General features: G+C 65.9%; 30 protein-coding genes. 17 read left to right on the top strand and 13 right to left on the bottom strand.

From position 1 onward, the window contains the following. Nucleotides 1-141: 141 nt before the first annotated feature. Nucleotides 142-354, top strand: coding sequence for a DUF3126 family protein (locus tag J2Y55_RS18265; protein WP_069692221.1), 213 nt, complete (start codon nt 142-144; stop codon nt 352-354). Nucleotides 355-495: 141 nt separating this feature from the next. Here J2Y55_RS18265 and J2Y55_RS18260 read toward each other — a convergent pair whose 3' ends face one another. Continuing rightward, complete coding sequence (locus J2Y55_RS18260; RefSeq protein WP_310156445.1) at nt 496-1,227, bottom strand: hypothetical protein; 732 nt, start codon at nt 1,225-1,227, stop codon at nt 496-498. Nucleotides 1,228-1,492: 265 nt separating this feature from the next. On the opposite strand from J2Y55_RS18260, the gene J2Y55_RS18255 reads away from it, so the two are divergent. Both J2Y55_RS18255 and J2Y55_RS18250 read left to right on the top strand, forming a co-directional pair. Then, nucleotides 1,493-1,822 carry a DUF6949 family protein gene (locus J2Y55_RS18255; protein WP_092173944.1) on the top strand — a complete coding sequence of 110 codons (330 nt, stop codon included), beginning with the start codon at nt 1,493-1,495 and terminating at the stop codon, nt 1,820-1,822. A 57-nt stretch (nt 1,823-1,879) separates the two neighbouring features. Further along, nucleotides 1,880-2,410 (top strand): gamma carbonic anhydrase family protein, encoded by a 531-nt coding sequence (locus tag J2Y55_RS18250; protein ID WP_069692218.1) that lies wholly within the window; start codon nt 1,880-1,882, stop codon nt 2,408-2,410. A 196-nt stretch (nt 2,411-2,606) separates the two neighbouring features. On the opposite strand, the gene J2Y55_RS18245 is transcribed toward J2Y55_RS18250, so the two are convergent. The 4 genes from J2Y55_RS18245 to J2Y55_RS18230 form a co-directional block, all read right to left on the bottom strand. After that, nucleotides 2,607-3,239, bottom strand: coding sequence for a transglutaminase-like cysteine peptidase (locus J2Y55_RS18245; protein WP_310156441.1), 633 nt, complete (start codon nt 3,237-3,239; stop codon nt 2,607-2,609). A 286-nt stretch (nt 3,240-3,525) separates the two neighbouring features. After that, nucleotides 3,526-4,182, bottom strand: coding sequence for an HAD hydrolase-like protein (locus J2Y55_RS18240; RefSeq protein ID WP_310156439.1), 657 nt, complete (start codon nt 4,180-4,182; stop codon nt 3,526-3,528). 141 nt (nt 4,183-4,323) lie between these two features. Further along, on the bottom strand, nt 4,324-4,938 hold the full coding sequence (locus J2Y55_RS18235) for a PilZ domain-containing protein (protein WP_310156438.1): 615 nt from the start codon (nt 4,936-4,938) through the stop codon (nt 4,324-4,326). 61 nt (nt 4,939-4,999) lie between these two features. Continuing rightward, complete coding sequence (locus tag J2Y55_RS18230) at nt 5,000-5,572, bottom strand: PAS domain-containing protein (protein ID WP_310156437.1); 573 nt, start codon at nt 5,570-5,572, stop codon at nt 5,000-5,002. Between the two features lie 417 nt (nt 5,573-5,989). Here J2Y55_RS18230 and J2Y55_RS18225 point away from each other — a divergent pair, with 417 nt between their 5' ends. Together J2Y55_RS18225 and J2Y55_RS18220 are read left to right on the top strand one after the other, a co-directional pair. Further along, on the top strand, nt 5,990-6,811 hold the full coding sequence (locus J2Y55_RS18225) for a rhomboid family intramembrane serine protease (protein WP_310156435.1): 822 nt from the start codon (nt 5,990-5,992) through the stop codon (nt 6,809-6,811). A gap of 297 nt (nt 6,812-7,108) precedes the next feature. Beyond that, nucleotides 7,109-7,540, top strand: a complete 432-nt coding sequence (locus J2Y55_RS18220) for a CBS domain-containing protein (RefSeq protein ID WP_103717329.1) — start codon at nt 7,109-7,111, stop codon at nt 7,538-7,540. 19 nt (nt 7,541-7,559) lie between these two features. On the opposite strand, the gene J2Y55_RS18215 is transcribed toward J2Y55_RS18220, so the two are convergent. The 3 genes from J2Y55_RS18215 to folE all read right to left on the bottom strand — a co-directional run bounded on the left by J2Y55_RS18215 (nt 7,560) and on the right by folE (nt 9,908). After that, nucleotides 7,560-8,528, bottom strand: a complete 969-nt coding sequence (locus J2Y55_RS18215) for a patatin-like phospholipase family protein (RefSeq protein WP_310156431.1) — start codon at nt 8,526-8,528, stop codon at nt 7,560-7,562. A gap of 230 nt (nt 8,529-8,758) precedes the next feature. After that, nucleotides 8,759-9,178, bottom strand: coding sequence for a phosphoribosyl-AMP cyclohydrolase (hisI, locus tag J2Y55_RS18210; RefSeq protein ID WP_310156429.1), 420 nt, complete (start codon nt 9,176-9,178; stop codon nt 8,759-8,761). Between the two features lie 88 nt (nt 9,179-9,266). Then, the gene (folE, locus tag J2Y55_RS18205) at nt 9,267-9,908 is read right to left on the bottom strand and encodes a GTP cyclohydrolase I FolE (RefSeq protein ID WP_092173971.1); all 642 of its coding nucleotides are present in this window, start codon (nt 9,906-9,908) and stop codon (nt 9,267-9,269) included. A 181-nt stretch (nt 9,909-10,089) separates the two neighbouring features. Between folE and J2Y55_RS18200 the strand changes: the two genes are divergently transcribed. Next, a complete protein-coding gene (locus J2Y55_RS18200) occupies nt 10,090-10,536 on the top strand; it encodes an iron-sulfur cluster assembly scaffold protein (protein ID WP_310156426.1) in 447 nt (148 codons plus the stop codon). A 60-nt stretch (nt 10,537-10,596) separates the two neighbouring features. Here the strand turns inward: J2Y55_RS18200 and J2Y55_RS18195 are convergent, their stop codons facing one another. Beyond that, a complete protein-coding gene (locus J2Y55_RS18195; protein ID WP_310156424.1) occupies nt 10,597-11,328 on the bottom strand; it encodes a phosphatase PAP2 family protein in 732 nt (243 codons plus the stop codon). 131 nt (nt 11,329-11,459) lie between these two features. On the opposite strand from J2Y55_RS18195, the gene yidD reads away from it, so the two are divergent. The 6 genes from yidD (at nt 11,460) to J2Y55_RS18165 (ending at nt 18,173) form a co-directional block, all read left to right on the top strand. After that, complete coding sequence (yidD, locus tag J2Y55_RS18190) at nt 11,460-11,822, top strand: membrane protein insertion efficiency factor YidD (protein WP_310156911.1); 363 nt, start codon at nt 11,460-11,462, stop codon at nt 11,820-11,822. Between the two features lie 51 nt (nt 11,823-11,873). Next, complete coding sequence (thrS, locus tag J2Y55_RS18185; protein WP_310156422.1) at nt 11,874-13,877, top strand: threonine--tRNA ligase; 2,004 nt, start codon at nt 11,874-11,876, stop codon at nt 13,875-13,877. Nucleotides 13,878-14,070: 193 nt separating this feature from the next. After that, complete coding sequence (locus J2Y55_RS18180) at nt 14,071-15,354, top strand: DUF2157 domain-containing protein (protein ID WP_310156420.1); 1,284 nt, start codon at nt 14,071-14,073, stop codon at nt 15,352-15,354. Next, nucleotides 15,354-15,974, top strand: a complete 621-nt coding sequence (locus tag J2Y55_RS18175; RefSeq protein ID WP_310156418.1) for a GDYXXLXY domain-containing protein — start codon at nt 15,354-15,356, stop codon at nt 15,972-15,974. The genes J2Y55_RS18180 and J2Y55_RS18175 overlap by 1 nt, the downstream gene beginning before the upstream one ends. Nucleotides 15,975-16,197: 223 nt before the next feature. After that, the gene (locus J2Y55_RS18170) at nt 16,198-17,406 is read left to right on the top strand and encodes an OpgC family protein (RefSeq protein WP_310156416.1); all 1,209 of its coding nucleotides are present in this window, start codon (nt 16,198-16,200) and stop codon (nt 17,404-17,406) included. 5 nt (nt 17,407-17,411) lie between these two features. Continuing rightward, nucleotides 17,412-18,173, top strand: a complete 762-nt coding sequence (locus J2Y55_RS18165; protein ID WP_310156413.1) for an SGNH/GDSL hydrolase family protein — start codon at nt 17,412-17,414, stop codon at nt 18,171-18,173. A 2-nt stretch (nt 18,174-18,175) separates the two neighbouring features. Here J2Y55_RS18165 and J2Y55_RS18160 read toward each other — a convergent pair whose 3' ends face one another. After that, nucleotides 18,176-19,030: a hypothetical protein gene (locus J2Y55_RS18160; RefSeq protein WP_310156910.1), complete on the bottom strand. Its 855-nt coding sequence runs from the start codon at nt 19,028-19,030 to the stop codon at nt 18,176-18,178. Nucleotides 19,031-19,213: 183 nt separating this feature from the next. Here J2Y55_RS18160 and J2Y55_RS18155 point away from each other — a divergent pair, with 183 nt between their 5' ends. The 3 genes from J2Y55_RS18155 to J2Y55_RS18145 all read left to right on the top strand — a co-directional run bounded on the left by J2Y55_RS18155 (nt 19,214) and on the right by J2Y55_RS18145 (nt 20,713). Further along, nucleotides 19,214-19,783, top strand: a complete 570-nt coding sequence (locus tag J2Y55_RS18155; protein WP_310156411.1) for a nitroreductase family protein — start codon at nt 19,214-19,216, stop codon at nt 19,781-19,783. A gap of 6 nt (nt 19,784-19,789) precedes the next feature. Then, nucleotides 19,790-20,395 (top strand): flavin reductase family protein, encoded by a 606-nt coding sequence (locus tag J2Y55_RS18150; protein WP_310156409.1) that lies wholly within the window; start codon nt 19,790-19,792, stop codon nt 20,393-20,395. 135 nt (nt 20,396-20,530) lie between these two features. After that, the gene (locus tag J2Y55_RS18145; protein WP_069692200.1) at nt 20,531-20,713 is read left to right on the top strand and encodes a hypothetical protein; all 183 of its coding nucleotides are present in this window, start codon (nt 20,531-20,533) and stop codon (nt 20,711-20,713) included. Nucleotides 20,714-20,763: 50 nt separating this feature from the next. Here the strand turns inward: J2Y55_RS18145 and J2Y55_RS18140 are convergent, their stop codons facing one another. Then, nucleotides 20,764-21,642, bottom strand: coding sequence for an HpcH/HpaI aldolase/citrate lyase family protein (locus J2Y55_RS18140; RefSeq protein ID WP_310156405.1), 879 nt, complete (start codon nt 21,640-21,642; stop codon nt 20,764-20,766). Between the two features lie 4 nt (nt 21,643-21,646). Beyond that, nucleotides 21,647-22,144 (bottom strand): MaoC family dehydratase, encoded by a 498-nt coding sequence (locus J2Y55_RS18135; RefSeq protein ID WP_310156402.1) that lies wholly within the window; start codon nt 22,142-22,144, stop codon nt 21,647-21,649. 152 nt (nt 22,145-22,296) lie between these two features. On the opposite strand from J2Y55_RS18135, the gene J2Y55_RS18130 reads away from it, so the two are divergent. Both J2Y55_RS18130 and J2Y55_RS18125 read left to right on the top strand, forming a co-directional pair. Then, nucleotides 22,297-23,406, top strand: coding sequence for a transglycosylase SLT domain-containing protein (locus J2Y55_RS18130; RefSeq protein WP_310156398.1), 1,110 nt, complete (start codon nt 22,297-22,299; stop codon nt 23,404-23,406). Continuing rightward, a complete protein-coding gene (locus J2Y55_RS18125; RefSeq protein WP_310156395.1) occupies nt 23,403-24,617 on the top strand; it encodes a DUF2336 domain-containing protein in 1,215 nt (404 codons plus the stop codon). Before J2Y55_RS18130 ends, J2Y55_RS18125 begins: the two co-directional genes overlap by 4 nt. Before the next feature lie 20 nt (nt 24,618-24,637). Here J2Y55_RS18125 and J2Y55_RS18120 read toward each other — a convergent pair whose 3' ends face one another. Further along, nucleotides 24,638-25,564, bottom strand: a complete 927-nt coding sequence (locus tag J2Y55_RS18120) for a LysR family transcriptional regulator (RefSeq protein ID WP_310156392.1) — start codon at nt 25,562-25,564, stop codon at nt 24,638-24,640. Nucleotides 25,565-25,592 lie beyond the last annotated feature (28 nt).

Below are 25,592 nucleotides of genomic sequence, written 5' to 3'. Positions count from 1 at the left end.
GTGCTCGGGCTTGCCGAAGGCAAGACCCGGGTGCTCGCAATGACGGGTGAGGGTTGTGTGATTGGCGGCTAGACAGCCTTCCGGCTTGCCCTTCCGGCCCCGTCATGGCATCCGTCCCGGCAACCGATAAGGACCGATACCGTGGACAAGACAGAACTCGCCAAGCTCGAAGGCTACCTGCGCCGCACCTTCGCCAACCATGCGATCAGCGTGCGGGCGCGCATGAAGAAGAACGATTCGGCCGAGGTTTATCTGGCCGACGAGTTCATCGGCATCATCCATGTCGATGACGAGGACGGCGACCGCTCGTTCAACTTCACCATGGCGATCCTCGACGTCGATCTCGAGGACTGAGACATTCCGCGAGGGCGGTTGTCTGACGCGGCCGCCTGCGCTTCCGGTGCTCACGGACAATAGTCCGCTGCGCTCCGGTTCTCGCCGACCACGCCAGCCGACTCGCCCTGGCGAAATGTCGGACGGCGCTTGAACGTCGGCTCAGCGCAGCATGCCGTCGATGGTGCGGCGGACGCCGCCGATCATCAGCTCCCAATCGGCGATGATCCTGCGCGGGAAGCGGATGTTGACGTCGATGCCGCGGTGGCGAAACGTCACCCGGCAGAGTTCGTCCAGCGCGGCGACTGCCGCTGTGTCGAGCGGGCAGCGCGCCGCGAAGCCGCGCCCGTCGGGCACCGAGACATAGAGTTCGTCGCCCTCATAGGGCGAGCCTTTGCGGAAGCCGCGCACCACCAGACCGCCGGGATTGGACCAGACCGTCGGCGTCAGGAAACGGGCATAGACGGCAAGTTGCGTCGCCGGCTCGTTGACCTTGTCGGGCGGGCTCAGCGTCACCAGCAGGCGGTTGCGGTTCTGGGCCGGGCCGAGATCCGGCCAACCCAGCCGGAGGCGCACCATGCCGACGAGGCGGCTGGAATCGTCGGCCTCGGCGCCGGTCAGGTCCTGGGGCACCATCAGCACGCTGTTGCCGATGCGGGCGGGCTGGAGCATCGTCTCCGTCTCGCGGCCTTTATGAGTGGCATAGAGGCCAAGGCCGGTCGCGGCCGCACCAAGCAGCATGATCGCGAAGGCGGCCTTCACCAGGGCAGAATCGGCGCGCGGCAGCGGCGGCGGAGACCGCCTCAGGCGCGAGCGGACCACGGCCGCGAGATCGGCGGCCAATTGGGCGGAATGCTCTTGCGACAAGGAGTTTTGGGACAGGGACGCGGTCACGGGCGGGGGCCTCTCAGCCTGGCGCCGGAAAGCTGGGACAGGGTTCCGGACGACATCGTGCTCTCCTTGAGGGAGATGGATGGATCGATGACGTCCAGTGAAGCAGAGGTCGCTTAAGGGAGCGTAAACCATGATCGCGCGGGAGACGGCGCGTCGCCGGGCCTGGGAGAAGCAGTGGGCGCCGGTTAACCATTGCTTATGAGTTTTCTTCACAGTTCGTAAACCATGCGCCAAGGTGACAGGGTCCGGTTCGGAGTGCCCGCCCTTGTCGATCGAGCCCGCTGCCTATGATGCGCTGCAGGCGCTGTTCATCGGCTTCGCCTTTGCCGGCTTGCTTGCCAGCGCGTTCGAGTTGTTCACGACGCAGCGCGCCGATTTCCGCCTGCTGCAGGCCGGCGGGCTGGCTGCGGTCGCGAGCGTTCCGGTCGTCGTCTTCAGCGCGCCCTTCCTGATCCTGCGCAACACTGTGCGCGGCCGACGCATCGAGGGGCGGCCCTTCATCTTCGTCATGCTGGCGAGCATGATCGCCTCGCTCTGGAGCATGGCCTCGGGGCGCGTGGTGCTCGACCTGCTGCATCTTCTCGGCGGCGCTTGACGGAAGGCCGGCCGGGCCTGCAATCCTTCATGGCAAATCCTGGAAGGTTATTGGCCCATGCCGCTCTACTCGCTTGACGGAACCGCTCCGGAAACCCCGCCCGAAGGTGGCTGGTGGCTCGCACCCGAGGCGCATCTGATTGGCCGGGTCAGGATCGGCGCCGAGGTCGGCATCTGGTTCGGCGCGGTCCTGCGCGGCGACAATGAATGGATCGAGATCGGCGCGGGCAGCAATATCCAGGAAGGCTGCGTGCTGCACACCGATATGGGCTTTCCGCTGCGCGTCGGCGCAGGCTGCACAATTGGCCACCGCGCCATCCTGCATGGCTGCATCATCGGCGAGAACAGCTTGGTGGGCATGGGCGCAACGGTGCTGAACGGCGCCAGGATCGGTGCCAACTGCCTCGTCGGCGCCAATGCGCTGGTGACGGAAGGCAAGGAGTTTCCTGACAATTCGCTGATTGTCGGCTCGCCGGCGCGGGCCGTGCGCACGCTCGATGCGGCGGCCGCTGCCGGCATCACCGCCTCGGCGCGGGGCTATGTCGCGCGCTGGAAGCAGTTTGCGGCCGGATTGCAGCGCCTCGGCTGAGCCCGAAAAAAGGATCGGGCCGGTTCCCCGGGGAAGAGGAACCGGCCCTATGGCGAAACCCAGTCTTGGGGGACGGGTGGGGACGTGACCGAGCCTCGCCGTCAGTTGAGAGACCAACTGCGGTGCAAGGCCGCGAGCGAGTCTCCAAGAGGATGTCGCGGCGCCCGCAGCAGGGCGCTCGCGTGATGAACGGGTGTCAGCGCACCGAGGCGACGGTCGGCGTCTGGGCGCCGCCGAGCGAGGTCCAGCCCGTCTGGTACTGGGATTCGCGCTTCACATAGACATAGCCTGTCTGGTTCCAGGGCAGGATCGCGTTGCGCTTGTTGTCGAGGATGAAGTCGCCGCGATCGGTGCGGATCATCAGCACGGCATGGCCGGCGTTCTCCTCGTCGATCACGACCGTCATCAGCATGGCGCGGCGCGGAATCCCGGCCTCGGCCAGGCGCTTGCGCTTCAGCAGCGCATAGTCCTCGCAGTCGCCCTTGCCGTCATCGGGGAGGTCCCAGTGGTCGACGACGCCCCAATGCTCCTGATCGGTCACCGGCTCGATCTCGCGATTGATCTTGCCGTTGAGCGCAACGACGGTCTTCCACAGCTTCGCGGTCATCTCGACGCGCTCGGGCTCGCTGGTGTTGACCCGGCATTCCGACGGCACGCGCTTGCAGAAATCGCTCCAGGCATAGGGCGCACGCGCCTCGCCGGAGGCGGAGATCGGCAAGCTCGCGACCGGAACACCGCCGGGCGACTGGGCCTTAACCTGCGTCGCGCCGGCGCCGATGATCAAAGCGATCAGCGCGGGTCCGATAAAGTTGCGGTGAATTGAAAGCATGATGTCCCCTTTCCTTGTCCCGGGGATGACCATGCTCAGTGCGGATGGATTTGGATTGAAATGAATACAAGCAAATTTATGTATTTCGCCATTCCGAGCCTGGTGTGAAAGTCAGTATAAATCGGCTCGAAATGGGAAGGTAAGAAATGTGAGCGCTAGCTTTAGTGCGCATTAACTATGAGATGCCGGCTAACGCATCCAGGTTTGATTAACTTTAGCGAAGTGTATCGCGGGTGCCCCGTTCCGCCATGGCGCTTGCCTGCCGACCGGGAACCGATCTCGCGGATCAGCGCGCTTCAGCGCCCGGAGCGATGCAGAGACCGGCGATGATCTCGTCGAGATGCCTGAACAGGGAGGCCGGCCGCTGCGCCTGCAGCGCGTCGGGATTGGTGAAGCCCCAGGCAACGGCGCCGAAGGCCATGCCGGCCTCACGAGCGGCCTCGGCATCCCTGATCTCATCGCCGATGCAGATGCATTGCCGATGTGGGATGTGGGCCTCCTTCGCCAGCCGCCTGAATTTCGTCGCCTTGCCGAACAAACCCGCCCCGCAGGCGTAATGCGCGATCAAGGCCGCGGTCTCGGGCCCCAGCGTGCGCCGGATATTGCGCTCGGAGTTGGAGCTCGCGATGGCGAGGACGTAGCCCTCCTGCTTCAGCTTGAGCAGCATGGCATGAATGCCGTCGAAGAGCGGGATCTGCTCGCTGTCGCGGGCGGCGAGGCCGCGGATGTGGCGGGCGATGAAGGGCAGCTTCCAGCTTGCCACGCCGAGATGGGTAATGACCTGCCGCGCGCTCTGGCCTCTCAGCGTATCGACCTCATGCTCCGCGACACGCCGAAAGCGGTAGCGGTCGGCGACGCCGTTCATCACCCCCACGAACCAGGGGTAGGTGTCGGCGAGGGTTCCGTCGAAGTCGAAGATGACAAGTCGATAGGCGGTGACCAAGGCGTCGCGGCGTCCCAGTGATACGGGTCACTGCTTTGGTCGTAGTCTGCGCGCTGCGCAAGAGCCGGCTATGTAGTTTGCCGCCGCGGCGTAGCCCTGGAGAGGGCTGTTCGGGCTGGAAACCGCGCCGGGGTGCTGTGACTAGAGCTCGAGATTCTCGTCGAGCAGGTCGGCCGAGAGCGGGAAGCGGAATTCGGCGGCAAAACCGCCATCGAAGCGGCGCACGATCTTGGCGGGCGTCGAGCCGATCTTCACCGGCATGTTCATAGGCAAATCGAGATCGGTCGAGAAGGCCGCGCCCGACAACGAGATGTCGATGACGCGCACGACATGCTCGATGCCGTCCTCCATCGTCAGGATAGAGCGCGGATTGCGCGGCACGATGCGCTCATGGCGGCGATCTTCGGGCAGGCCCAATTCGTCGCGGTTGGCGAGCCAGGTGAGCTGGGCGGTGAATTTCTCGCGTTTGCGGCTGGTCGCGGTGATGGTCATCGCGAAGCCCTCCATCGTGGTGCGTACGGCGACGCCCTCGATGCGGCCGAGATGCTCCAGATAGACGATGACGCGATCACCCGGCGCCGCCTTGGCGGGCGCGGCGAGATGCAGGCCTCCGGGCGAGATGTCGACCGACTGGCAGGGGTATTCCATGCGGTTGGGCAGCATGTAGCGGCCCAGCAGAACAACCTTCATACGGTAGTGCCGCCTGCGCTCGGCAGCACGGGAGACCGTACGGGGCGTTTGCAATGCGCTCAACATCAATGACCAGCCTGATTCCGGCTGACCCTAGTCGCGCTTGGGTTAACGCTTGGTTAGGCTTTCAAACTCTGCCGCCTGGAAGGACCATCAATTTTGGCGGCCCCGCATGCATCGGCGGTTCCGGGGCGCGCTGGGAGGGAACGGGCGGCCAGAGCATGCGCAGCGAGATCATGCGCATCGCGGCCAATGTGTCGAGGCCGAGCCAGGCTGGCGTGACCGCCGGCGACAGCGCGCCGAGCACGCGCGCATGGGTCCGGCCGCGATAGCGCAGGGGCAGCAGCAAAAGTTCGAGATAGACCGGCGCGCCGGCCTTCGTCTCGCCCGAGAGTCCGGCGACGGCGCCTGCCGTCTCGTCCATCACCGTCTGGACGAGACGGCGCATCTCGCCTTGCGATTCGACATCGGGCCAGAGCGCAGTGAAGGCGCGACCGCGCAGTTCATTGCCGATAAGGGCGCAGAGCCGCGTCCCCGCCAGCCGGAAAACCGGGCCGATCGGCTCGTTTTCCAGCACGAAGGTATCAGCCAGCGCATGTCGCAGCGCGCCGGGTTCGATCTCGCCACGTTCGGGGGCGGCGCGGTCGCCGCGCAACGCGTCCCAATACTCGTGGACCAGTCGGGTGCTCGTATTCTTCATTGCGCGTCCAATGCTGCCTGTCGTCCCTCTCCGGCACGGCTTGCGTGCCGCGATGGGCCACAAGCGTCAGGAGGAAGGACAATCGGGTCCTCACGGGAATCGAGGACGCAGTCGGCATGCCGTCTTGCCATGCCGGGGGCGAGGCGGCCTGCGCAGGGGTCGGTTAAGGTTAATGAATGGTTAGGATTGTGGATAACTCGTTATAATGTATCATAAATTTTAGCAGTTCCGCGGGGGCGGAGGGGAAGTGACCCCGGCGCAGGGTCTTAACGGCCCGCGCCGGTCGCAGCCTGGAGGAGGGAGAGCCGCGAGGCTCTCCCTTTTTTATGTCTCCGGGCGTTCGCGTTTACGTGCGCTAGGTTTGCTTCGGGCCGCGCCACTTGCGTCGGCCCGCGCCATCGGCAAGGGTTGGCCTGCATGTCGGACACATCCTCCGGTCCTGGCGCCCCTTCCGGGCGCGAGCCGATCCTGAACCTTCCCGCTGTCATTATCTGGCTGGTGGCGCTGCTGGCGCTGATCCAGGCCGGGCGCGGCTTGCTGTCCGACTATAGCGACTACCTGGTGATGTCCTGGTTCGCTTTCGTGCCGGCGCGATTGACCGTCTGGTTCGCGCCCGACCGGCTGGAGGAGGTCCTGAGCGCGCTGGCGCAGTCGCTGCAGGGGCAGGATCTCGCCGACCGGCTCGGCCTCGCCCGGCTGCTCCTGGCCGATGGCGGCCCCAGGCTCTGGACGCTGCTCAGCTATGGCCTGCTGCACGGCTCCTGGGTGCATCTGATCTCGAACGTCGTTTGGCTCGCGGCTTTCGGCAGCCCGGTCGCGCGCCGACTCGGTACGGGGCGCTTCCTCAATCTGATGGCTCTATCGACGATCGGCGGCGCGCTGCTGCATTGGTGGTCGCGCGATCTCGACGTGTTGCCGCTGGTGGGCGCCTCGGCCGGCGTCGCCGGCGCGACTGCTGCGGCCGCGCGCTTCGTCTTCGCGCCTGGCCTGCGCTTTGGTGCGCTTGGGGACGACGCGGTCGTCAAGGCAATTCCTGCCGAGCGCATCGGCCAGATCTGGCGCAATTCGCGGGCGCTCCTGTTCATCGGGATCTGGTTCGTCACCAACATCCTGTTCGGTTCCGGGCTCGTGCCGATCTTCGGCGAGGAGACCAGCATCGCCTGGGAGGCCCATATCGGCGGCTTTCTCGTCGGCCTGCTGCTGTTCCCGCTTCTGGACAAGGGCGCGGTCAAAACCTGACGCAGTGGGATTTTGGTTCTGCATCGGCTTGTCCCGAAAACCGGTTTCCACTTTTTCGCATCCTGCTCTCATCTAAAAGTGAGAGCAGGATCAATGCGAAAAACCGGTGCCCACTTTTTCGCATCCTGCTCTACGGCCAGAGGAGCCTTGCCTGCGCCCCGGTCTTCCCTCACAGTTACGTCATTGCGAAGGACCTGGAACTGCCTCCTTGGCGAGTCGATCCGTCAGCGGCCGGACTCCAGTCCCGCTGAACGCGTGCCGGTCAACGGCGCCACCTGAAAAAGGAGGATCGTATTCATGAACGTCGCTCAACTTCTCGGTGACAAGGGCCATGATGTGATCTCGGTGCTGCCGCACCGCACATTGGCCGAAGCCGTGCGTACCCTCAGCGAAAAGCGCATTGGCGCGGTAGTGGTGACGGGCGCCGACGGCGCACTCGTCGGCATCCTGTCGGAGCGCGACATCATCCGCGCGCTGGGCGCGAACGGTGCGGCGGCACTCGAGATGCCGGTCTCGCGGGCGATGACCGCCAAGGTCGTGACCTGCCGGCCGCAAACCAGCATGGACGAACTGATGGAGATGATGACGTCGGGCCGGTTCCGCCATGTCCCGATCGTCGAGAACGGCAAGATCGCCGGCATCGTCTCGATCGGCGACGTCGTGAAGCACCGCGTCGCCGAGATCGAGGCGGAGAGCCGGGCGATGCGCGACTATATCGCGATGGCCTGAAGGCTGGGCGGCGGCCAGCTCAGTCGACGCTGACCGCGCGGCTTGCGACCATGACCTCGATCTCGTCCAGGACGCGCTGGGTGGCCTGGCGGCCGAGTTCGAACGCCTCGTCGGCGCGGTGGAAGTCGAACAGCCCGATGCGGCCGAGCTTTGGGCCGATCATCACATCGGGCGGATCGCCGGCGAGACGCGAGCGCGAAATCCGGTCCTGCGTGATGTTGAAGGCGTCGATCATGACGCCGGCGAGCCCCGGCCGGTCGCTGCTGGCGCGGCCGACCATGCCGCGCACGCGCTTGGCCGCGCCGGTGATGCCGCCGAACCAGCGCGATGTCGGCGGCGTGTCGAACTCAGGTTCGGGATCGGGTTCGGCCGCGTGGCTCTGGATGGTGGTGCCGCGTCCGGTGAGATCGCTGTTGAGATTGACGCAGATGACGACGTCGGCGCCCATCGCGCGCGCGGCCGTAACCGGCACCGGATTGACCAGCGCACCATCCATCAGCCAGCGCCCGCCGAGCTTCACGGGGTCGAAGACGCCGGGCAGGGCATAGGAGGCGCGCAGCGCCTCGACCAGCGGGCCGTGCGTCAGCCAGATCTCGTGGCCGGAACCGAGTTCGGTTGCGATCGCGACGAAACGCACCGGCAGCGCCTCGATGCGGATGTCGGTGAGGTCGCGCTCCAGGAGCCGCTTGAGCCGCCCGCCGGCGATGAGGCCGGCTCCACCGATATGGAAATCCATCAGTCCGACGACACGGCGCTTGGTCAGGCTGATCGCGAAGTCTGACAGCTCGGTGAGCTTGCCGGCGGCGAAGCAGCCGCCGACGACAGCGCCGATCGAGGTTCCCGCGATCACATCGGGGCGATAGCCGGCTTCCGTCAGCGCCTGAATCACGCCGATATGGGCCCAGCCGCGCGCCGCTCCGCCACCGAGCGCAAGCCCGATCCGGGGCCTGCCGCGTCGCGGCGGTGCCGCGATGGTCATGTCGTTCATCGTGGCTCCACCTCCGCCTAACCCAAAGGCATGCTTGGCGATGTCATCCCACAACATGGACCCGATCCTCCGCGGGAGGAACAGAGTCGCAGGCCACGATGAGGGAATCATGAATAGGGCCGGCTGACCCTTGCGGATATCTGCGGCTTTTGTCGAAAACATGAAGGCTTGGTGAAAGCATCACCAACGCTGCGGTCGGTCCTGCTCTCACTGTTAGACGAGAGACGGATTCAGGCGAATGCGAGCGGCCGGAAACCGGTGTCCCGCTGTGCGTCGCGGCCCAGCGGCTGGCGCCGGTAGAAGCAGGAATGCCGCCCGGTATGGCAGCAGCCGCCGTCGCCGGCGACGTTGACCTTGAGCCAGACCGCGTCCTGGTCGCAATCGACCCGCATCTCGACGATCGTCTGAATCTGCCCGGAAGTCGCGCCTTTATGCCAGAGTTCCTTGCGCGAGCGCGACCAGTACCAGGCCTCGCCGGTCTCGATGCTGCGCTGCAGAGCCTCGGCATTCATATGCGCGACCATCAGCAATTCGCCCGTCGCGGCATCGGTCGTGACGCAGGTGACGAGGCCGTTGGCGTCGAAGCGGGGGCTGAGCGCATCGCCCTCCTCGAGGGCTTGCTTGTCCGTGGCGACCGGGAAGAGGCTCATGGGGGCTCCGGAAGGGCAAAGGGCGCGTCGACTTGACGCGCCCTTGTAGGGAGGCTGGCAAGCGCTGCCAATCGGCCTTCTGCCTGGGCTATAGGCCGGGCGACTTGACCATGGTGAAGAAGCGGACCTGCTCGGCAGGATCCTTGAAGACGCCGGTATATTGCGTCGTCATGGTCGAGGAGCCTTGCTTCTGCACGCCGCGCATCGACATGCACATATGCTCGGCCTCGATCAGCACGGCGACGCCGCGGGGTTTCAGCACCTTGTCTATGACCTGAGCGATCTGCGCTGTCATCGTCTCCTGCGTCTGCAGACGGCGCGCATAGACGTCGACGATGCGGGCGAGCTTGGACAGGCCGACCACGCCCTTGGACGGGTAGTAGCCGATATGCGCCTTGCCGACGAAGGGCACCATGTGGTGCTCGCAATGCGAATAAAACGGGATGTCGCGCACCAGGACCATGTCCTTGTAGCCCTCGACCTCCTCGAAGACGCGCTCGAGAACCTCGTGTGCGTCCTCGTGATAGCCCTTGTAGAATTCCCGATAGGCCTTGGTGACGCGGCGCGGCGTGTCGGTGAGGCCTTCGCGCGAGGGATCGTCACCGGCCCAGAGGATCAGCGTGCGCACCGCTTCCTCGGCCTGTTCCTGCGTCGGCTTCTTGATCAGAAACTTGTCTGCAGAGGGGCTGAGCACCCGCTCGACGGACAAGGACTTAACCACAGGGTTCATGTGGTGCCTCCCGTTTACGATGAGATGTCCCGCGGCTGGGCCGGCCAAACACCGGTGCACGGGGCTGCGACAAGTTTCACTCCTGTGGCAGGATGCGCTTGCACGCTCTCCCGCCCGCTGACGATCCACCCTATATTGGGTGAGTGCACCGGTCACTCCAGACCCCGGTGGAGACCGAGATATGCTGAGCGACGTCTATAACAAGCGGATCCTCGAACTTGCAGGCAATATTCCGCTGCTGGAAAGGCTGCCGGCTCCCGATGCCACCGCCAAGGCGCATTCCAAGCTATGCGGCTCGACGGTGACAGTCGATGTCAGCATGGAGGGCGACGTCGTCACAGCCTTCGGGCATGAGGTGAAGGCCTGCGCGCTCGGACAGGCCTCGTCCTCGATCATGGCGCGCCATGTCGTGGGCTCGACGGCCGACGAATTGCGCCGCGTCCGCGAGCAGGCGCGGGCCATCCTGAAGGAGAATGCCGAGCCGCCGGGCGGGAAATGGAGCGATCTGTCCGTGCTTGTGCCGGTGCGCGACTACAAGGCGCGTCACGCCTCGACCATGCTGACCTTCGACGCGGTGGTGGATGCGATCGGCCAGATCGAAGCGCGGCGGCAGCAGGCTGCCGAATAGGCCTTCACCTCCGACGCGTTGTCTTCAAGCGAAGTGGTGCCGGCTTCGCTTGAAAGCGCTTCAGGTCAGGCCGAACGCCTTCCGGATCTCGGGGCGCGTCTCATCGAAGCGCGTGCGGAAGGCGCGCTCGGCCAGGAGCGCCTTGGCGATGGCGCGCCCGGCCTTGTCGCCGGCGGTGAGATCGGAGGGATAATGGAAGCCGCAGACGAGGCGGCTCTCATCATAGCTCTTGACCCGCTCCTCGAATTTCGCAGCGAGCTCGGGCACGGCCTCGGATAGCAATTCGGCATAGAGCGCGGCGGTGGCGGCATGGCCGGAAGGGAAGGAGGTGCCTTCGGGACGGCCACCGGGGCAGGGCTTGATCCTGACCTTGTTCCAGACGGTGAAGGGTCTTTGCCGGCTGGTCAGGCGGCGGACGCTGAGCAGCACGATGCTGGCCTCGACCTGCGCCTCCTTGAACAGGAGCCGCATCTCACGATGCGTGGCGTCGACATAGCTCTGGCCGATGCCGTCGAGGAAGCGGTTGAGGGTCTGGTACTGATCGGCGATGGCGGCCTTCTCGCGCTCGGGCGTCCGGGTCGAGGAGATCTGCAACACGTGGTCGAACTCGGCCTTGTTCTCGGGCGAATTCTGGGCTGGCGGCAGGCCGATGATCTTGGCGACGTCGATCTTTCCCGGATCGAGCCAGATCAGATAGGAACGCTGCTGGGCGGCGGCGGGCATGGCGAAGCCAAGCCCCAGGGACAGGCCGAGGCCGGCGATGGCGTAACGAAAGCGCTGAGCGTGATTCATGTGTCGTCGTTTTGAGAAAAGCGGACCAAGTGACGGACTACCGGAAACAGCCGACGGAGCCAAATTCGCACGAGCCTCCTGAACAAAGACTTTCAGCAGGCCACTCTTCGCTCACCGCGACAGTGGCGCGCCTGCCGCGCCACGCCGCGCATGGATTGATCCGGGGTTACCAGCTCAGCCTGTCGATGCTGGTCGGGCGGCATTGCCGGCACTGGCCGAGCTGCTCGGCCTATACCGACGAGGCGATCCAGCGCCACGGGCTGTGGCGCGGCGGCTGGATCGGCTTTGCCCGGATCTGCCGCTGCAATCCTTACGGCACCAGCGGCATCGATCTCGTCTGCGAGGAATTGCCGCCGGACGCGACGTGGTATAGGCCGTGGTCCTATGGCCGCTGGCGCGGCGTGAACGCGCCCCCTTCCGAAGGTGTGACAGCGGCCTTCGATTCCGACGCGCAACCGGCTGCGGGCGACGGAAGCGGCACCCCGCATCCGTAGCCGGCCTTGACTTACGGGGCTCGTATCCCCGAGTGAGCAGGAAAGCGATCGATGACGATCTCCCTGACATTTCCCGATGGCGCCAAGCGCGAATTCCCTTCCGGCATCACCGGAAAGGCGATCGCCGGTGGCATTTCCCCCTCCCTGCTGAAGCGCACCGTCGCGATGGCGCTCGATGGCGTGGTCGTCGACCTCGGCGACCCGATCGAGAAGGACTCGAAGATCGAGTTCCTGACCCGCGAGGATCCGCGCGCGCTCGAGCTCATCCGTCATGACTGCGCCCACGTTCTGGCGGAGGCCGTGCAGGCGCTCTATCCCGGCACGCAGGTCACGATCGGCCCGGTGATCGAGGGCGGCTTCTTCTACGATTTCGCCCGCAACGAACCCTTCACGCCGGAGGATTTCGAGCCGATCGAGAAGAAGATGCGCGAGATCATCGCGCGTGACGCGGCCTTCACCAAGGAAGAGTGGAGCCGCGACAAGGCCAAGGCCTTCTTCAAGGAGAAGGGCGAGGCCTACAAGGTCGAGCTCGTCGACGCGATTCCGGCTGACCAGACGCTGAAGATGTACGCGCAGGGCGACTGGATCGACCTCTGCCGCGGCCCGCACATGACCTCTGTCGGCAAAGTCGGCAATGCCTTCAAGCTGATGAAGGTCGCTGGCGCCTATTGGCGCGGCGACAGCAACAACGCCATGCTGACGCGCATCTACGGCACCGCCTTCGCCAAGCAGGAGGAGCTCGACGCTCATCTCAGGCAGATCGAGGAGGCGGAGAAGCGCGACCATCGCAAGCTCGGCCGCGAGATGAACCTGTTCCACTTCCAGGAGGAGGGACCGGGCGTCGTATTCTGGCACTCCAAGGGCTGGCGGCTGTTCCAGGAAATCCTGACCTATATGCGCCGGCGGCTCGCCGCCGATTACGAGGAGGTCAACGCGCCGCAGATCCTCGACAAGTCGCTCTGGGAGACCTCGGGCCACTGGGGCTGGTACCAGGACAACATGTTCGCAGTGAAATCGGCGAGCGCCTTCGAGAACCCCAACGACCCGACGCGCGACCAGAAGGTCTTCGCGCTCAAGCCGATGAACTGCCCGGGCCATGTCCAGATTTTCAAGCATGGGTTGAAGAGCTATCGCGATCTGCCGATCCGGCTTGCCGAATTCGGGGCGGTGCATCGCTATGAGCCGTCGGGCGCCTTGCACGGGCTGATGCGCGTGCGTGGCTTCACCCAGGACGACGCGCATATCTTCTGCTCGGAAGATCATCTCGCGGCGGAGTGCCTGAAGATCAACGAGCTGATCCTCTCGGTCTATGCCGATTTCGGCTTCACCGACGATCTCGTGATCAAGCTCTCGACGCGGCCGGACAAGCGCGTCGGGACGGATGCGATGTGGGACCATGCCGAGGACGTGATGAACCGCGTATTGGTGGAGATCGCGGCGCAGTCCGGCAACCGGATCAAGACGGAGATCAATCCGGGCGAGGGCGCCTTCTACGGGCCGAAATTCGAATACGTCCTGCGCGACGCCATCGGCCGCGACTGGCAGTGCGGCACCACGCAGGTCGACTTCAACCTGCCGGAGCGCTTCGGGGCCTTTTATATCGGCTCGGATGGCGAGAAGAAGACGCCGAGCATGGTCCACCGGGCCATTTGCGGCTCGCTGGAGCGCTTCGCCGGTATCCTGATCGAGCATCATGCCGGGCATTTCCCGCTCTGGCTGGCGCCCGAGCAGATCCTGGTCTGCCCGATCACCTCCGAGGCCGACGCCTATGCCGAGCAGGTCACGATCGCCTGCATGAATGCCGGCCTCAGGGCGCGCGCCGATCTTCGCAACGAGAAGATCAGCTACAAGGTGCGCGAGCATTCGCTGGCCAAGGTCCCGGTGATCCTGGCCGTCGGCAAGCGCGAGGCGGAGGAGAAGACCGTGACGATCCGGCGACTCGGCAGCCAGGCGCAAAACGTGATGACGCTCGACGCGATGCTGGAGGCGCTGAGCGACGAGGCGATGCCGCCGGATCTGAAGCGGCTCAAGGCCGAGCGCGCTGCTATGGCCTGAGTGGGCTCCTCCGTCATTGCGAGGAGCGTGGCGATAAAGCAATCCAGGGGGACGTAGAGTTCCGCCGCTCCTGGATTGCTTCGCGGAGCCTGTACTCGGGCTTGCCGAAGGCAAGACCCGGGTGCTCGCAATGACGGGATGAAACGACAGCCCCTCTCGCCAAAAGCCTCCCCCACATGCCAGATTGGCTGTCATGTTGACTGGCTCCTATCGCAAACGACTCGATGCCGATCTGATCCGTTGGGTCGGAGAGGGACTTCTCCCGGCCGAGAGCGCGGCGTCCATCCGCCAATCGCTCGCTCGCGAGGGCGGTTTCAAGCTGCCGGGGCTGCTCGGTATGTTCGGCGGGCTTCTGATCGCCGCCAGCATCGCCGCTTTTGTGGCAGCAAACTGGGAGGAGATGCCGCGGCTGGTGAAGCTGGGCATGATCCTGGTCGGCCTTGCAGCTGCGCTTGGCATCGGGGCAAGGCTGCAGGCGCGCGGCTCAACGCTGGGCGCCGATGCGGCCTCGACCTGCGGCACGCTGATCTTCGGCGCCGGCATCGCGCTCATCGGCCAGATGTACCATCTCCCGGCCGATTGGCCCGCGGGTGCGTCCCTGGTCGCAGTCGGAGCGCTGCTTGTGGCGCTGCTGCTGCGCTCCAACGGTGCTCTCATTATCGCCTTCGTCGCGATGGCGGCCTGGAGCAGCGGACGCTGGGAGGAGAGCCGCGGCGCGCTGCACCTGCCTTTCTTCCTACTTTACCTGCCGGCGCTCTGGCTTGCGCTTGGCCGTACAAATCGCCTCGTCCACCATGTCGCCGTGCTGGCGCTGGCGCTGTGGTTCGCGCTGCTGCCGGGTGACTGGCTCTATGGCCGCTTCGACTATGGCCTGCTCGCCTATGCGCTCGGGCTCGCGGCCGTTTATGTCGTGCTCGGCGCGCTCGCGCTCGATCGCGGCGGGCCGGCGCTGCTGACCAGCTGCCTGCCCTGGGGGCTGCTCGCCTTGATGGCCGTGCTCAGCGTCGAGCTGATCCGCATCCTCGACGCTTCGGAGTCGCGTGCCGGCAGCGCGGTCTGGTTGAACTATCTCGCCTATGGCCTTGCCGTTCCGGCGATTGCGGCGCTTCTGGCGCTGGCGCGCGAAAGGCGCTTCGCCCTGCCGCTGGCAACCGCGCTGCTGACCGCGCTGATCGTGCCGCTGGTGTTCTGGAGCGGCCGCGTCGTCGGGCTGCCGGGCAAGGCCGTTGTCGCAGGCCTGATCCTCGTCGCCGCGATCGGCTTCGTGGTCGCCGGCGTCTCTGGCGGGGTCCGGAGGATCATGCTGGCGGGCTCGGCTCTGTTCGGCCTCGCCATCCTGATCCTGCTTGGCCAGACCATCGGCACGCTGCTCGACCAGTCCGTGTTCTTCCTGGTGGCGGGCGGCTTGCTGCTCGCCCTGGCGGGCGGTGCGCGCAAGCTGTTCGCGCGGCTGAGCCCCCCGGCGGAGGCACGCTGATGCGTATCGCAAGCGCCGACCGCCTCATCGCCCGCGTGCCGCTGCTCTGGCGCGCGCTTCTGGCCATTCTTGCCTTGTGCGGCGTCCTGCTCGCGCTGGTCGAGAGCCGCGCCGGCATCCTGCGCTCGGGAACCGAGGTTCGGCTGCGGACGGTGCCGGTCGATCCGCGTGACCTGTTCCGGGGCGACTATGTCGTGCTCGGCTACGAGATCAGCACGCTCGACCCGGCAAAGCTTGGTGGCGAGAGTGATTTCCGGCGCGGCGAGACCGTTTATGTCCGGCTCGCGCCGGGGCCGGACGGTTTTGCGCGCGCCGTGGCCCTCTCCAGGAGCCGGCCGGCGAGCACGGCGGCGGAGCCCGTGATCGCAGGGCGCGTCATCGGCACCAATGCCTGCGGCACCAATGAGAGCGGTGCCATGGACTGCTCGCAGGAGCGGCGCGGTTTGCGCGTCGCCTATGGGCTCGAAAGCTATTTCGTGCCGCAAGGCTCCGGCCGTGCGATCGAGCTCACGGAGCGTCGGCGGATCGAGGTCGTGGCAGCGATATCGGCCTCCGGCGAAGCCGCGATCAAGCGCCTGCTGATCGACGGCAAGCTCGTTCACGCCGAGCCGCCTTACTGAGCCTGCCGCTGTCGCGCATGGCCCGCCGCCGCGCCCGGCCTGCCGCCAGCGTTCGCAATCCCCACTTCCGGCCACACCGCTGACACGCGGATGTGATCTCGTGTCTGATGACCCGTGGTCGCTTTGCCTTTATATGAACACGAGATGAACAACATGAGCAGGTAGCGTTCATGTTGCAGCGGGAGAGCCAACTTCCGCGGTGGATTCCTTGGAGGAACGCCAGGTGTCGCAAGCGTTGATGTTCGGGCGCTTTCTGGCCTTTGGGCGGCGTGCGGCGACGGCGGGTCCGCAGCCCGGTCGCGATGCGCGCATCGATATCATCCGCGGCCTGGCGCTGCTGGTCATCTTCATCAACCACATGCCCGGCAATGTTCTCGCGGGCTACACGCCGCATAATTTCGGCTTCTCGGATGCGGCCGACGCCTTCGTGCTGCTGGCGGGCGTCTCCGCGGCCTTGGCCTACGGCTCATTGATCGACCGGCATGGACTGGCATTCGGCATCCGCAGGATCGCGCGGCGGTTGCGGACGCTCTACATCGCCCATATCGCGGTTTTCCTGATCGTCTGCGGCGTCGTTGCGGCGGCGGTCACGCGCACGCAAAACCCGCTCTATATCGAGGCGATCAACATCCAGCCCTTCTTCAGCGACACGCCGACAGCCTTGCTCCATGCGCTGACGCTGCAATACCAGCCGAACTATCTCGATATCCTGCCGCTCTACATCGCACTCCTGGCGCTGTTCCCGCTGATCCATCTCGGCGTCCGCCTGAGCCCGGCCTTGACGCTCATTCTCTCTGCCGGGCTTTGGCAGGGCGCGGTCTTCCTCGAGCTGAACCTGCCCAATACGGGCTCCGCCGGCTGGTTCTTCAACCCCTTCGCCTGGCAGTTCCTCTTCACCATGGGCGTGGTGATCGGCCGGAGCCGGCAGCTCGGCGTGGCGGCCCCGCATCTGAGGCCACTCGATATCGCGGCGGCCGGCTATCTCGTCTTCGCCGTGATCGTCAAAACCGCTTCGGGCAACCCCTTCGGCATCGCCGCGATGAACGACTGGATCGATACCGTGCAGCTCGGAATGGACAAGACCAATCTCGGCTGGGAGCGCGTGCTCCATGTCGCGGCGCTGGCCTGGCTGGTGATCCGCTTCGTGCCGGTCGGCTCCGCAATGCTGAGCTCGTCCGCTGCCCGCCTTCTTGCCGGGCTCGGCCGGCACTCGCTCGAAATCTTCTGCACCGGCATCGTGCTCGCGATCGTCGGCCAGGTCATCCTGACGGAAACCGCCTTCGCTTTGGGCGTTCAGTTGCTCGTTTGCGCCATCGGCGTTACGATATTGATCGGGTTAGGGGTTTTCCTCTCTTGGCATCATTCGACGTCGTCTCGCAATGCGCCCGCCAAACCGTCCCTCACGCTCGGCGCGTCGGGGCCGCAACGCTGATAGCGTTGCTGTTTGCCGGTCCAGTCCTCGCCGGGCCGATGCCGGCAGGCGTGATCACCGATCTGCGCTGCCGCAACGGCGCGGCGCAGCAACCGTTCGTGCCGGTGCTGCCGGCGGCCAGGAAGGTGCTGCAGGAGACCGGCTCGGTCACGATCGTCGCGCTCGGCTCGTCGGCGACGGCGGGGTCCGGCGCCAGCGCCACCGACAAGAGCTATCCCGCCGTGCTGGAGGCGGAGCTGAAGCGGCGCCTTCCCAATGCCGAGGTCAAGGTCATCAACAAGGGCGTCGGCGGCCAGTCGGCCTACGACATGCTGTTGCGCATGGATGCCGACGTGATCGAGGAGAAGCCCTCGATCGTCATCTGGCAGACGGTGGTCAACGACGTGGTTCGCGATGTCGGTGAGGAGAAGCTCGCCAAGATCCTGCGTAAAGGCATCAGGAAGGTCCACGAGGCCGGCATCGACATGGTCGTGATGGACCTGCAATGGCTGCCGCGCGAGGATCGCTATCCGAAATATGAGGGCTACCGTGCCGTCCTGGCCAAGACCGCGCAGGAACACGCGGTCTCGATCTTTCCGCGCTATGCAATGATGCGCAACTGGGCGAGGTCGAAACAGTTCTCCTCGGAGGAACTGGTCGGCATGGACGGCCTGCATATGGTCGATTCCAGCTATCGCTGCCTGGCGATCCGCATGGCCGACGGCCTCGTCAGCGGTTTGACCGGGGAGAAGTCGGACTTCCCGGACAAGTCCCGCTCGACCAATTGATCTTAGCGCGACAGCACTTCGATATCGCGGTCGAGGCCCGTTTCCACCTTGAAGTCGCGCGAATGGACCTGGCCTTCCTGCCTAGCGATCAGCACATAGTCGCCTTCCGCCAGGACGACTTGCGGAAAGGCGCCGATGGCTTCGCGGATGACGTCGCCGCCGGGCGTCAGCACGCTGAAGGCGGTACCGGCGAAAGCCTCGCCGCCGGGTGATGCGACCAGCTTCAGCGTTACCCGCGCGGCGCGGTGGTGCAAGGTGGCATCCGTGACCTTGCCCGACTCGACCTTCACGTCGGCGCGCTGGATCGCGTTCGAATCGCCATAGGTCGAAACGACGTGATAGGTGCCCTCCGGCAAGCGGATGAGCTCGCCGGCCTTGGCGTTGGAGACGACGAGACGCCCTTCCGAATTGCCCTGGAGCGGGACGAAAACCGAGAAGTTGAGCTGGTTCGCGGCAATCGGATTATCGCCGATCGAGCCCGCCAGCGACAAGCCGCCGGCACTGATCGAGATCTGGTCGCGCAGGCCTTGGGGGCCGAGGGTGATGCGCTTGGTGCCGCTGGCGAAGCCATAGGCGGCGTGCAGCAGATAGGTGCCGGGTTCGAGCATGAAAACGGGCTGGGCATCGTTCGAGCGCGCGACGATGCGCGGTGGGGAACCGTCCGCAGTCTCGCTCAGGACACGCCAGACCAGGCCGGAGCGGATCGGCTTGCGGTCGCCGGAGAATTGCGCGCCGAGCGTCAGCGAAGCAGGGGCCGTGGCGACGCCGACACCAGTGTCGCCTGGCGCGAACGGAGTGATCTGCGGCGCTTGCGCAAATACGGGATTCGCGGACAAGGCCAGCGTCAGAGCGAGCATGCGCCCGGCTAGCAGAGCCCCTGTCTGGAACCCCTCGAATTGAAACATGCTCATGGCCCTCGGCACCCCTGCATGCGCGTCTGAGCAGGTTTGCTTGTCCTCATCATGGCGAACCACTAGTTCAGGAGACCTCGCGCTGCCGGCTCTCCGTTCCGGCAGCCTCAACTCGCGCCCGGATGCTTCATGACCGATACGCTCGCCCTGCTCAAGCTGCGCCGCTCGGTGCCGCCACAATTCCTGACTGCGCCCGGGCCCGACGAGAGCCAGCTTGGCGATATCCTGACCATCGGCGCGCGCGTGCCCGACCATGGCAAACTCGCTCCGTGGCGCTTCATCGTCTTTTCCGGCGCCGGGCGCGACAAGGCGGCCGGGATCGTGGCGCAGGCCTTCAAGGCGAAGTATCCGGAGGCCGATGCCGAGAAGGTCGCCTTCGAGCGCAACCGCCTGCTGCAGGCGCCGGTGATCGTCGCCGTCGTCTCCACCGCCAAGCCGCATGTGAAGATCCCGGAATGGGAGCAGGAACTCTCGGCCGGCGCTGTCTGCATGAACATGCTGGTTGCCGCCCATGCGATGGGGTTCGGTGCATCCTGGCTGACCAACTGGTTCTCGTTCGATCGCGCTGTGCTGACTGCGCTCGGCCTCGACACTGACGAGCGCATCGCCGGCTTCATCCATATCGGCACGCCGACCGCAGCGCCCGCCGATCGCGAGCGGCCGGTACTCGCCGACATCGTCAGCCATTTTGGAGCATGACGCGTCATGATCTATTCGACCGCGTTGCAGGATCACGGGCTGCCGCATGATCCGTTCAAGGCGATCGTCACGCCGCGCCCGATCGGCTGGATCACGACGCTGAACGCCAAGGGCGAGGTCAATCTCTCGCCCTACAGCTTCTTCAACGCGGTCTCGTCGCGGCCGCACATCGTGATGTTCGGCTCCGAAGACAAGAAGGACGCCGTCTCCTTCGTCGAGGAGACCGGCGAATTCACCTGTTCGCTCGTCACCAAGGCTTTGGCACAGCAGATGAACCTGACCTCGGCGCCGCTGCCGGCGGGCCAGAGCGAATACGCCCATGCCGGGCTGGAGATGGCCGCGTCCAAATTCGTCAAACCGCCGCGCGTGGCGGGCAGCCCGGCGGCGCTGGAATGCAAGCTGCTTTCGGTGCAGCAGCTCGTCGACCTCGATGGCAAGCTGGTCCCGCGCTGGATGGTGCTGGGGCAGGTCGTCGGCATCTTCATGGACGACGCCTATGTTCGCGGCGGCCGCTTCGACACTGCCGCCGCCAACCCGATCGCGCGTTGCGGCTATGCCGATTATGCTGAGGTCGACCACCTGTTCTCGATCATCCGCCCGTCTGGCGGTTAGAGCAGGATGCGAAAGAGCATTGTGCGAAAGACTGGGTGCCGGTTTTTTTGCGTGAGCAATGCTCTAAGCTTCTAGAATCGATCACGTCGCAGCCGGACGATTCCGTCCGGCTGCGACGTGATCCAAGGAGGGGCCTTGCCGCAGCCGAGCGAACCGGATGACGACTGGAAAACCACGGTGAACCTGCTCGGGATCATCGTCATCCTGCTCGTGCTCGGTGCCGGGGTCTGGCTGATCTTCGAGCTCGACCGGGCGCGCAAGGCGCAGGATTGCCTGTCCTCGACGATGCGCGCCTGCCGGCGCATCGAGACACAGTGAGCAGAAGCGATCCCGGAATAAGCTGAGTCATTGGAATCGCCTGCGGCGATTTATTCGATCAGTTTGTCAGCGCGCGCCTTCAATCGCTGGGCCCTGACGAGATGGGGGCGGTCGAGCATTTCGCCGTCGAGCCCGATCACGCCGAGGCCGGGATTGGCGGCGAACAGCGCGATGATCGCCTCCGCCTTGGCGAGTTCGGCGGGGGCGGGCGAGAAGACCTCGTTGGCGGCGGCGACCTGCGCCGGGTGGATCGCCATCTTGCCGGTGAAACCGTCGCGCCGCGCCGCGATGCACTCGGCGCGGAAGCCGGCATCGTCGCGGAAATTGGTGAAGACGGTGTCGATCGCGTCGACCTGCGCGGCGGCGGCTGCGAACAAGGTGAGCGACCGGGCGAGGCGATAGGGATCGGTATAGGTGCCGTCGCTCAGGCGATTGGCTTCGGCGCCGAGATCGGCCGAGAGATCCTCCGCCCCCCAGGTCAGGCCGTCGAGGCGGTGGCTCGCGCCGGCATAGCTGCCCAGGCCGAAGATGCCCTTGCCTGTCTCGGTGGCGATCGGGATGATCTTGGTCGCGCCGTCGGGCAGGTCGTTCTCTGCCTCGCGCACCGCGATGCGGGCGGCGAGATGGCCGACATCGATGCCGCCCTCGGATTTGGGCAGCATGATCGCGTCGGGCGCGCCTTGCATCACGGCGTCGAGATCGGCCTGGGTCAGCCCGGTCGACAGCGCGTTGACCCGCACGATCAGGCGCGGGCGCCTGGGCAAAGCGTGGGCGGCTTTCAGGAAGGCCAGCGTGATCTCGCGGGCCTGCGGCTTGGCATCGAGCGCGACGGAATCCTCAAGGTCGAGGATCAGCGCGTCGGCGCCGCTTTCCAGGCCCTTCTGCTGCTTCTTCGGGCTGTCGCCCGGCACGAACAGGAGCGAGCGCATCGGCTCAGACCGCGATCGTGGCGGGCGCAGGCCGCCGGCGCATGAAGGCCTGGCGGCGGCATTGCGCCACCAGCGTGCCGTCCTGCTTGTAGGCCTTGTGCTGGAACTCGACGATGCCGGCATCGGGCCGCGAGCGCGACTCGCGCTTGGCCACGATCTCGGTGGTGCAGTTGATGGTGTCGCCCTCGAAAAGCGGGGCGGGGAAGGTCACGTCGGTCATGCCGAGATTGCCGATCGTGGTGCCGACCGTGGTGTCGTTGACCGAGATGCCGATCATCAGCCCGAGCGTGAAGAGCGAGTTCATCAGCGGTTTGCCCCATTCGGTCTCGGTCGCGCAGAAATGCGCATCGATATGAAGCGGTTGCGGATTCAACGTCATGTTGGAGAACAGCATGTTGTCCATCTGCGTCACGGTCCGGGTCAGGCCGTGCTCGATGACCGAGCCGACGTGGAAATCCTCGAAATAGATTCCGCCGCGCTTGTGACGTTTGACCTCGGTCATCGACGCTTCCCCACGAGCTCGAATCGCGCCGGTGAGCCGGCTCCACGATTCCTCACTTTAACGGTTCGCTTACCATAATCGGTCCAGTCTCCACAGGCGCTCGGCGATATCGCGAGAGCACCTTGGCGGCAGGCTCGCGCCCGAGATACCCAATGTTCCTGTTCAGCACGCCGCAGACCAGCGAAGCTCCAGCCGCCAACCCGGTCGTCAACGCCATTCGCGAGGGCGCGCAGAAGACGGGTGCAGGCTTCGACTACCTCCTCAAAACGGCCCAGCGCGAATCGTCGCTCGAGCCCGACGCCAAGGCCAAGACCTCGAGCGCGACCGGGCTGTTCCAGTTCATCGAGCAGACCTGGTTGTCCATGGTCAAGCAGGAAGGGCCAAAACAGGGGCTTTCCGGCTATGCCAGCGCGATCAGCGAAGGCAGCGACGGCCGCCTGACGGTGGCGGACCCCGCTGCCCGCGAAAAGATCCTGCAGCTCCGCAACGACCCGCAGGTCGCCGCCGTGATGGCCGGCGCGTTGACGCAGAAGAACAGGGACCAGCTCGCTTCGGTGCTCGGCCGGCAGCCCCAGGCCGGGGAGCTCTACATCGCCCACGTACTGGGCGCGCGCGGTGCCTCTGACCTGATCAAGGCCGCCGCCAGCGACCCGACACGCGCTGCCGCCAAGGATTTTCCCGATGCCGCCGCGGCCAATCGCGGCCTGTTCTATGACAAGACCGGGCGGGCACGCTCGGTGCAGGAGGTTTATGGCGTGCTCTCGGCGAGCCATGCCAGCACGCAGCTTGCCGCCTCTACGGCCGCTGCCGCTGCTGCCTCCGGCACTGCAGCCGGGGCTGCGGGGCAGGGCGTCGACCAGCCCGCGCCGATCGCGGCTGCGCTCGCGCCCGGACGCGCCAAGGGGCTGATCGGGCTGTTCTCCACGGAGGGCTCGCGCGAGCCGGTCTCGAAAGCCGTCGCCAATCTCTGGACCACGCCCAGGATGGACGCCACGACACGCCTGGCTTCGCTCGATCCGGCCGATCGTTATTTCCCGCGCCAGACCCAGACGCAGAGCGATACTTCGTCTGCTCCGGCAGCCGCGGCACAGGCAACGACCAATGCGCCGTCCGCGCCGGTGCGAGCGGTCAATGCGCCCTTGCCACCGTCGCGCCCTGTCGAGCTGACGCAGCCGGTGGCCGCCCAGGCCAAGCCCGTCTCCAGGCAAAGGCGCGCGCCGCTCGACCTGTCCTCCTTCATGCTTCCGCGAGCACGCTCGTGATCGTCCGCCGCTTCCTGCTCTGGGCCCGCACGGCCAATGCCGAGGCGCGGGCTTGCGGCGCAGCGGCACTGGCTGGCGCCTATCTGCGCTCGGGCATGGCCGATCAGGACCGGCGCGAGGCGGAGACGGCGCTGATTTCGCTGGTCGACGATCCTTCGCCGCTGGTGCGCCGCGCCATCGCCGAGGAGATGGCTGCTTCCCCGCAGGCGCCGCGTATGCTGGTGCTGAGCCTGATCGCCGACCAGAGCGATGTCGCAGCCCTGGTGCTCGCCCATTCGCCGGTGCTGACGGAGGCCGATCTGGTCGACGCCGCAGCGGTCGGGGACGACCTGGCCCAGCGCGCCATCGCGCTCAGGCCCAATCTCGCAGCCTCCGTCGCTGCGGCTCTCGCCGAGATCGGCGGAGACGAGGCGCTGGTGACGCTTGCCGGAAATCCGACGGCCGATATTCCCGATTTTTCGCTGGAACGCATGGTCGAGCGCGCTGGCGCCTGCGGGCCGTTGCGTGAGGCGCTGCTCGCCCGCGGCGACCTGCCGGGGGGCCTCAGGCAGATGATCGCGACGATGGTGTCGGACACCTTGATGAGCTTCGTGACCGATTGCGGTTGGCTCACGCCTGAGCGCAGCGCGCGGTTGACCCGCGAGGCGACAGAGCGCGTTGCGGTTGCGCTCGCGGCGGGCGGGCAAGCCAGCGATGCGCCGGCGATCGTCGAGGTGCTGCGCACTGACGGCAGGTTGACGCCAGGCCTGATGCTGCGCTCGCTCCTGAGCGGCGAGCCGGCGCTGGCCGAGGCCGCTTTCGTCATGCTCTCCGATTTGCCGCAGCAGCGTGTGGCCGCGCTGCTGCGCGACCGGCGCGGCAGCGGCCTCAAGGCGCTCTATCGCAAGGCTGGCCTGCCTTGCGCGCTGCAACCCGCCTTCACCGCTGCGATCGCTGCGCTGAACCTGCGCGGCTTCGATGCGGGCGGCAATGGGCGCGGCATAGATCGGGCGATCCTGCGCGAGGTGCTGATTGCCTGCGAGACGCTGGACGGCGCTGACAACGACGCGCTGATGGGGCTGTTGCGACGGATGGATTCCGAAGCGGCGCGCGAGGAAGCCCGCGCCATGGCCGACTCGCTTGCCGACGATGCAGCGCTGGCGCTGTTCGTCGAGGCCGATCCAGCGCTGCTGGTCGAACTCGAAATCGGCGATCTGCGCCACGCGGCGTGAGGGATTGCTCCCGCTAAATTTTAGACAGCGCGATAGGCATCTGCCGGGGTCTCGCAGCGCGTCGCGAAAAGCCTGTCGCCGACGAAATCGACGAAGACCCTGACCTTTGGCGAAAGGTTGCGGTTCGAGGGCCAGATCAGGCTGAACTGGCCGGGACCGTCGATCCGGTCGTCGAGCAGGGTCCGCAAACTGCCGTTCGCCAGCGGCTCGCGTGCCAGAAAATCCGGCATGCAGCCGATGCCGAGGCCGGCGATGGTGGCGCCGCGCAGCGCCTCCATATTGTTGCAGGTCATGACCGTGCGCGTGCGCAGTTCCGGCTCTCCGGCAGGCAGGGTCAGCGGCCAGGGCTGGACTTTGCCGCTGTTGGGATAGCGGAAGCGGACACCAAGATGCCGGTCGAGATCGCGCGGGCATTCCGGCGTGCCATGGCGTTCCAGATAGGCCGGTGCGGCGCAGAGCAGCATCTGGAAGGGGCGCAAGCTGCGCGCCATCAGGCGCGAATCCGGCAGGACGCCGCTGCGGATCGCGACGTCGACGCCCTCATCGATCAGGTCGACGATGCGGTCATTGAAATCGAGATCGACCTCGATCTCGGGATAGCGCGTCATGAATTCGGGCAGCACCGGCAGCAGCAGATGATAGCTGACGATCGGCGTGCTGATGCGCAGCCGACCGCGCGGCACCTCGATCGTGCGGGCGAGCATGGCGCGGGCGTCGTCGAGATCGTCGAGAATGCGCCGGCAGCGCTCGTGGAAGGCGCGTCCCTCCTCGGTCAGCCGCAGGCTGCGCGTCGAGCGCTGGAACAGCCGGATTGCGAGCTGCTGCTCGAGCTTGGTCACGGCCTTGCCGACAGCCGAAGCCGACAACCCGAGCACGCGGCCGGCCGCGACGAAGCTGCCGAGATCGGCGGTGCGCACGAAGGCCAACAGACCCGTCAGTGAATCCATGCCTGGCTCTCTCGGATTGTGCGATCAT

The organism is Allobosea sp. BE125 (assembly GCF_031456075.1).
In the GTDB taxonomy this organism is placed as follows: domain Bacteria; phylum Pseudomonadota; class Alphaproteobacteria; order Rhizobiales; family Beijerinckiaceae; genus Allobosea.
Note: the sequence above shows the minus strand (reverse complement) of the source record. Positions and strands in the feature narration are given on the sequence as shown.

Bases quoted from the DNA above. Each gene is read 5' to 3' on its own strand.
- J2Y55_RS18250 (WP_069692218.1), top strand. From the start codon at position 1,880: ATGCCGCTCTACTCGCTTGACGGAACCGCTCCGGAAACCCCGCCCGAA.
- J2Y55_RS18245 (WP_310156441.1), bottom strand. From the start codon at position 3,239: ATGCTTTCAATTCACCGCAACTTTATCGGACCCGCGCTGATCGCTTTG.
- J2Y55_RS18235 (WP_310156438.1), bottom strand. From the start codon at position 4,938: ATGTTGAGCGCATTGCAAACGCCCCGTACGGTCTCCCGTGCTGCCGAG.
- J2Y55_RS18230 (WP_310156437.1), bottom strand. From the start codon at position 5,572: ATGAAGAATACGAGCACCCGACTGGTCCACGAGTATTGGGACGCGTTG.
- J2Y55_RS18225 (WP_310156435.1), top strand. From the start codon at position 5,990: ATGTCGGACACATCCTCCGGTCCTGGCGCCCCTTCCGGGCGCGAGCCG.
- J2Y55_RS18220 (WP_103717329.1), top strand. From the start codon at position 7,109: ATGAACGTCGCTCAACTTCTCGGTGACAAGGGCCATGATGTGATCTCG.
- J2Y55_RS18215 (WP_310156431.1), bottom strand. From the start codon at position 8,528: ATGAACGACATGACCATCGCGGCACCGCCGCGACGCGGCAGGCCCCGG.
- hisI (WP_310156429.1), bottom strand. From the start codon at position 9,178: ATGAGCCTCTTCCCGGTCGCCACGGACAAGCAAGCCCTCGAGGAGGGC.
- folE (WP_092173971.1), bottom strand. From the start codon at position 9,908: ATGAACCCTGTGGTTAAGTCCTTGTCCGTCGAGCGGGTGCTCAGCCCC.
- J2Y55_RS18200 (WP_310156426.1), top strand. From the start codon at position 10,090: ATGCTGAGCGACGTCTATAACAAGCGGATCCTCGAACTTGCAGGCAAT.
- J2Y55_RS18195 (WP_310156424.1), bottom strand. From the start codon at position 11,328: ATGAATCACGCTCAGCGCTTTCGTTACGCCATCGCCGGCCTCGGCCTG.
- thrS (WP_310156422.1), top strand. From the start codon at position 11,874: ATGACGATCTCCCTGACATTTCCCGATGGCGCCAAGCGCGAATTCCCT.
- J2Y55_RS18180 (WP_310156420.1), top strand. From the start codon at position 14,071: ATGTTGACTGGCTCCTATCGCAAACGACTCGATGCCGATCTGATCCGT.
- J2Y55_RS18175 (WP_310156418.1), top strand. From the start codon at position 15,354: ATGCGTATCGCAAGCGCCGACCGCCTCATCGCCCGCGTGCCGCTGCTC.
- J2Y55_RS18160 (WP_310156910.1), bottom strand. From the start codon at position 19,030: ATGCTCGCTCTGACGCTGGCCTTGTCCGCGAATCCCGTATTTGCGCAA.
- J2Y55_RS18155 (WP_310156411.1), top strand. From the start codon at position 19,214: ATGACCGATACGCTCGCCCTGCTCAAGCTGCGCCGCTCGGTGCCGCCA.
- J2Y55_RS18150 (WP_310156409.1), top strand. From the start codon at position 19,790: ATGATCTATTCGACCGCGTTGCAGGATCACGGGCTGCCGCATGATCCG.
- J2Y55_RS18140 (WP_310156405.1), bottom strand. From the start codon at position 21,642: ATGCGCTCGCTCCTGTTCGTGCCGGGCGACAGCCCGAAGAAGCAGCAG.
- J2Y55_RS18135 (WP_310156402.1), bottom strand. From the start codon at position 22,144: ATGACCGAGGTCAAACGTCACAAGCGCGGCGGAATCTATTTCGAGGAT.
- J2Y55_RS18130 (WP_310156398.1), top strand. From the start codon at position 22,297: ATGTTCCTGTTCAGCACGCCGCAGACCAGCGAAGCTCCAGCCGCCAAC.
- J2Y55_RS18120 (WP_310156392.1), bottom strand. From the start codon at position 25,564: ATGGATTCACTGACGGGTCTGTTGGCCTTCGTGCGCACCGCCGATCTC.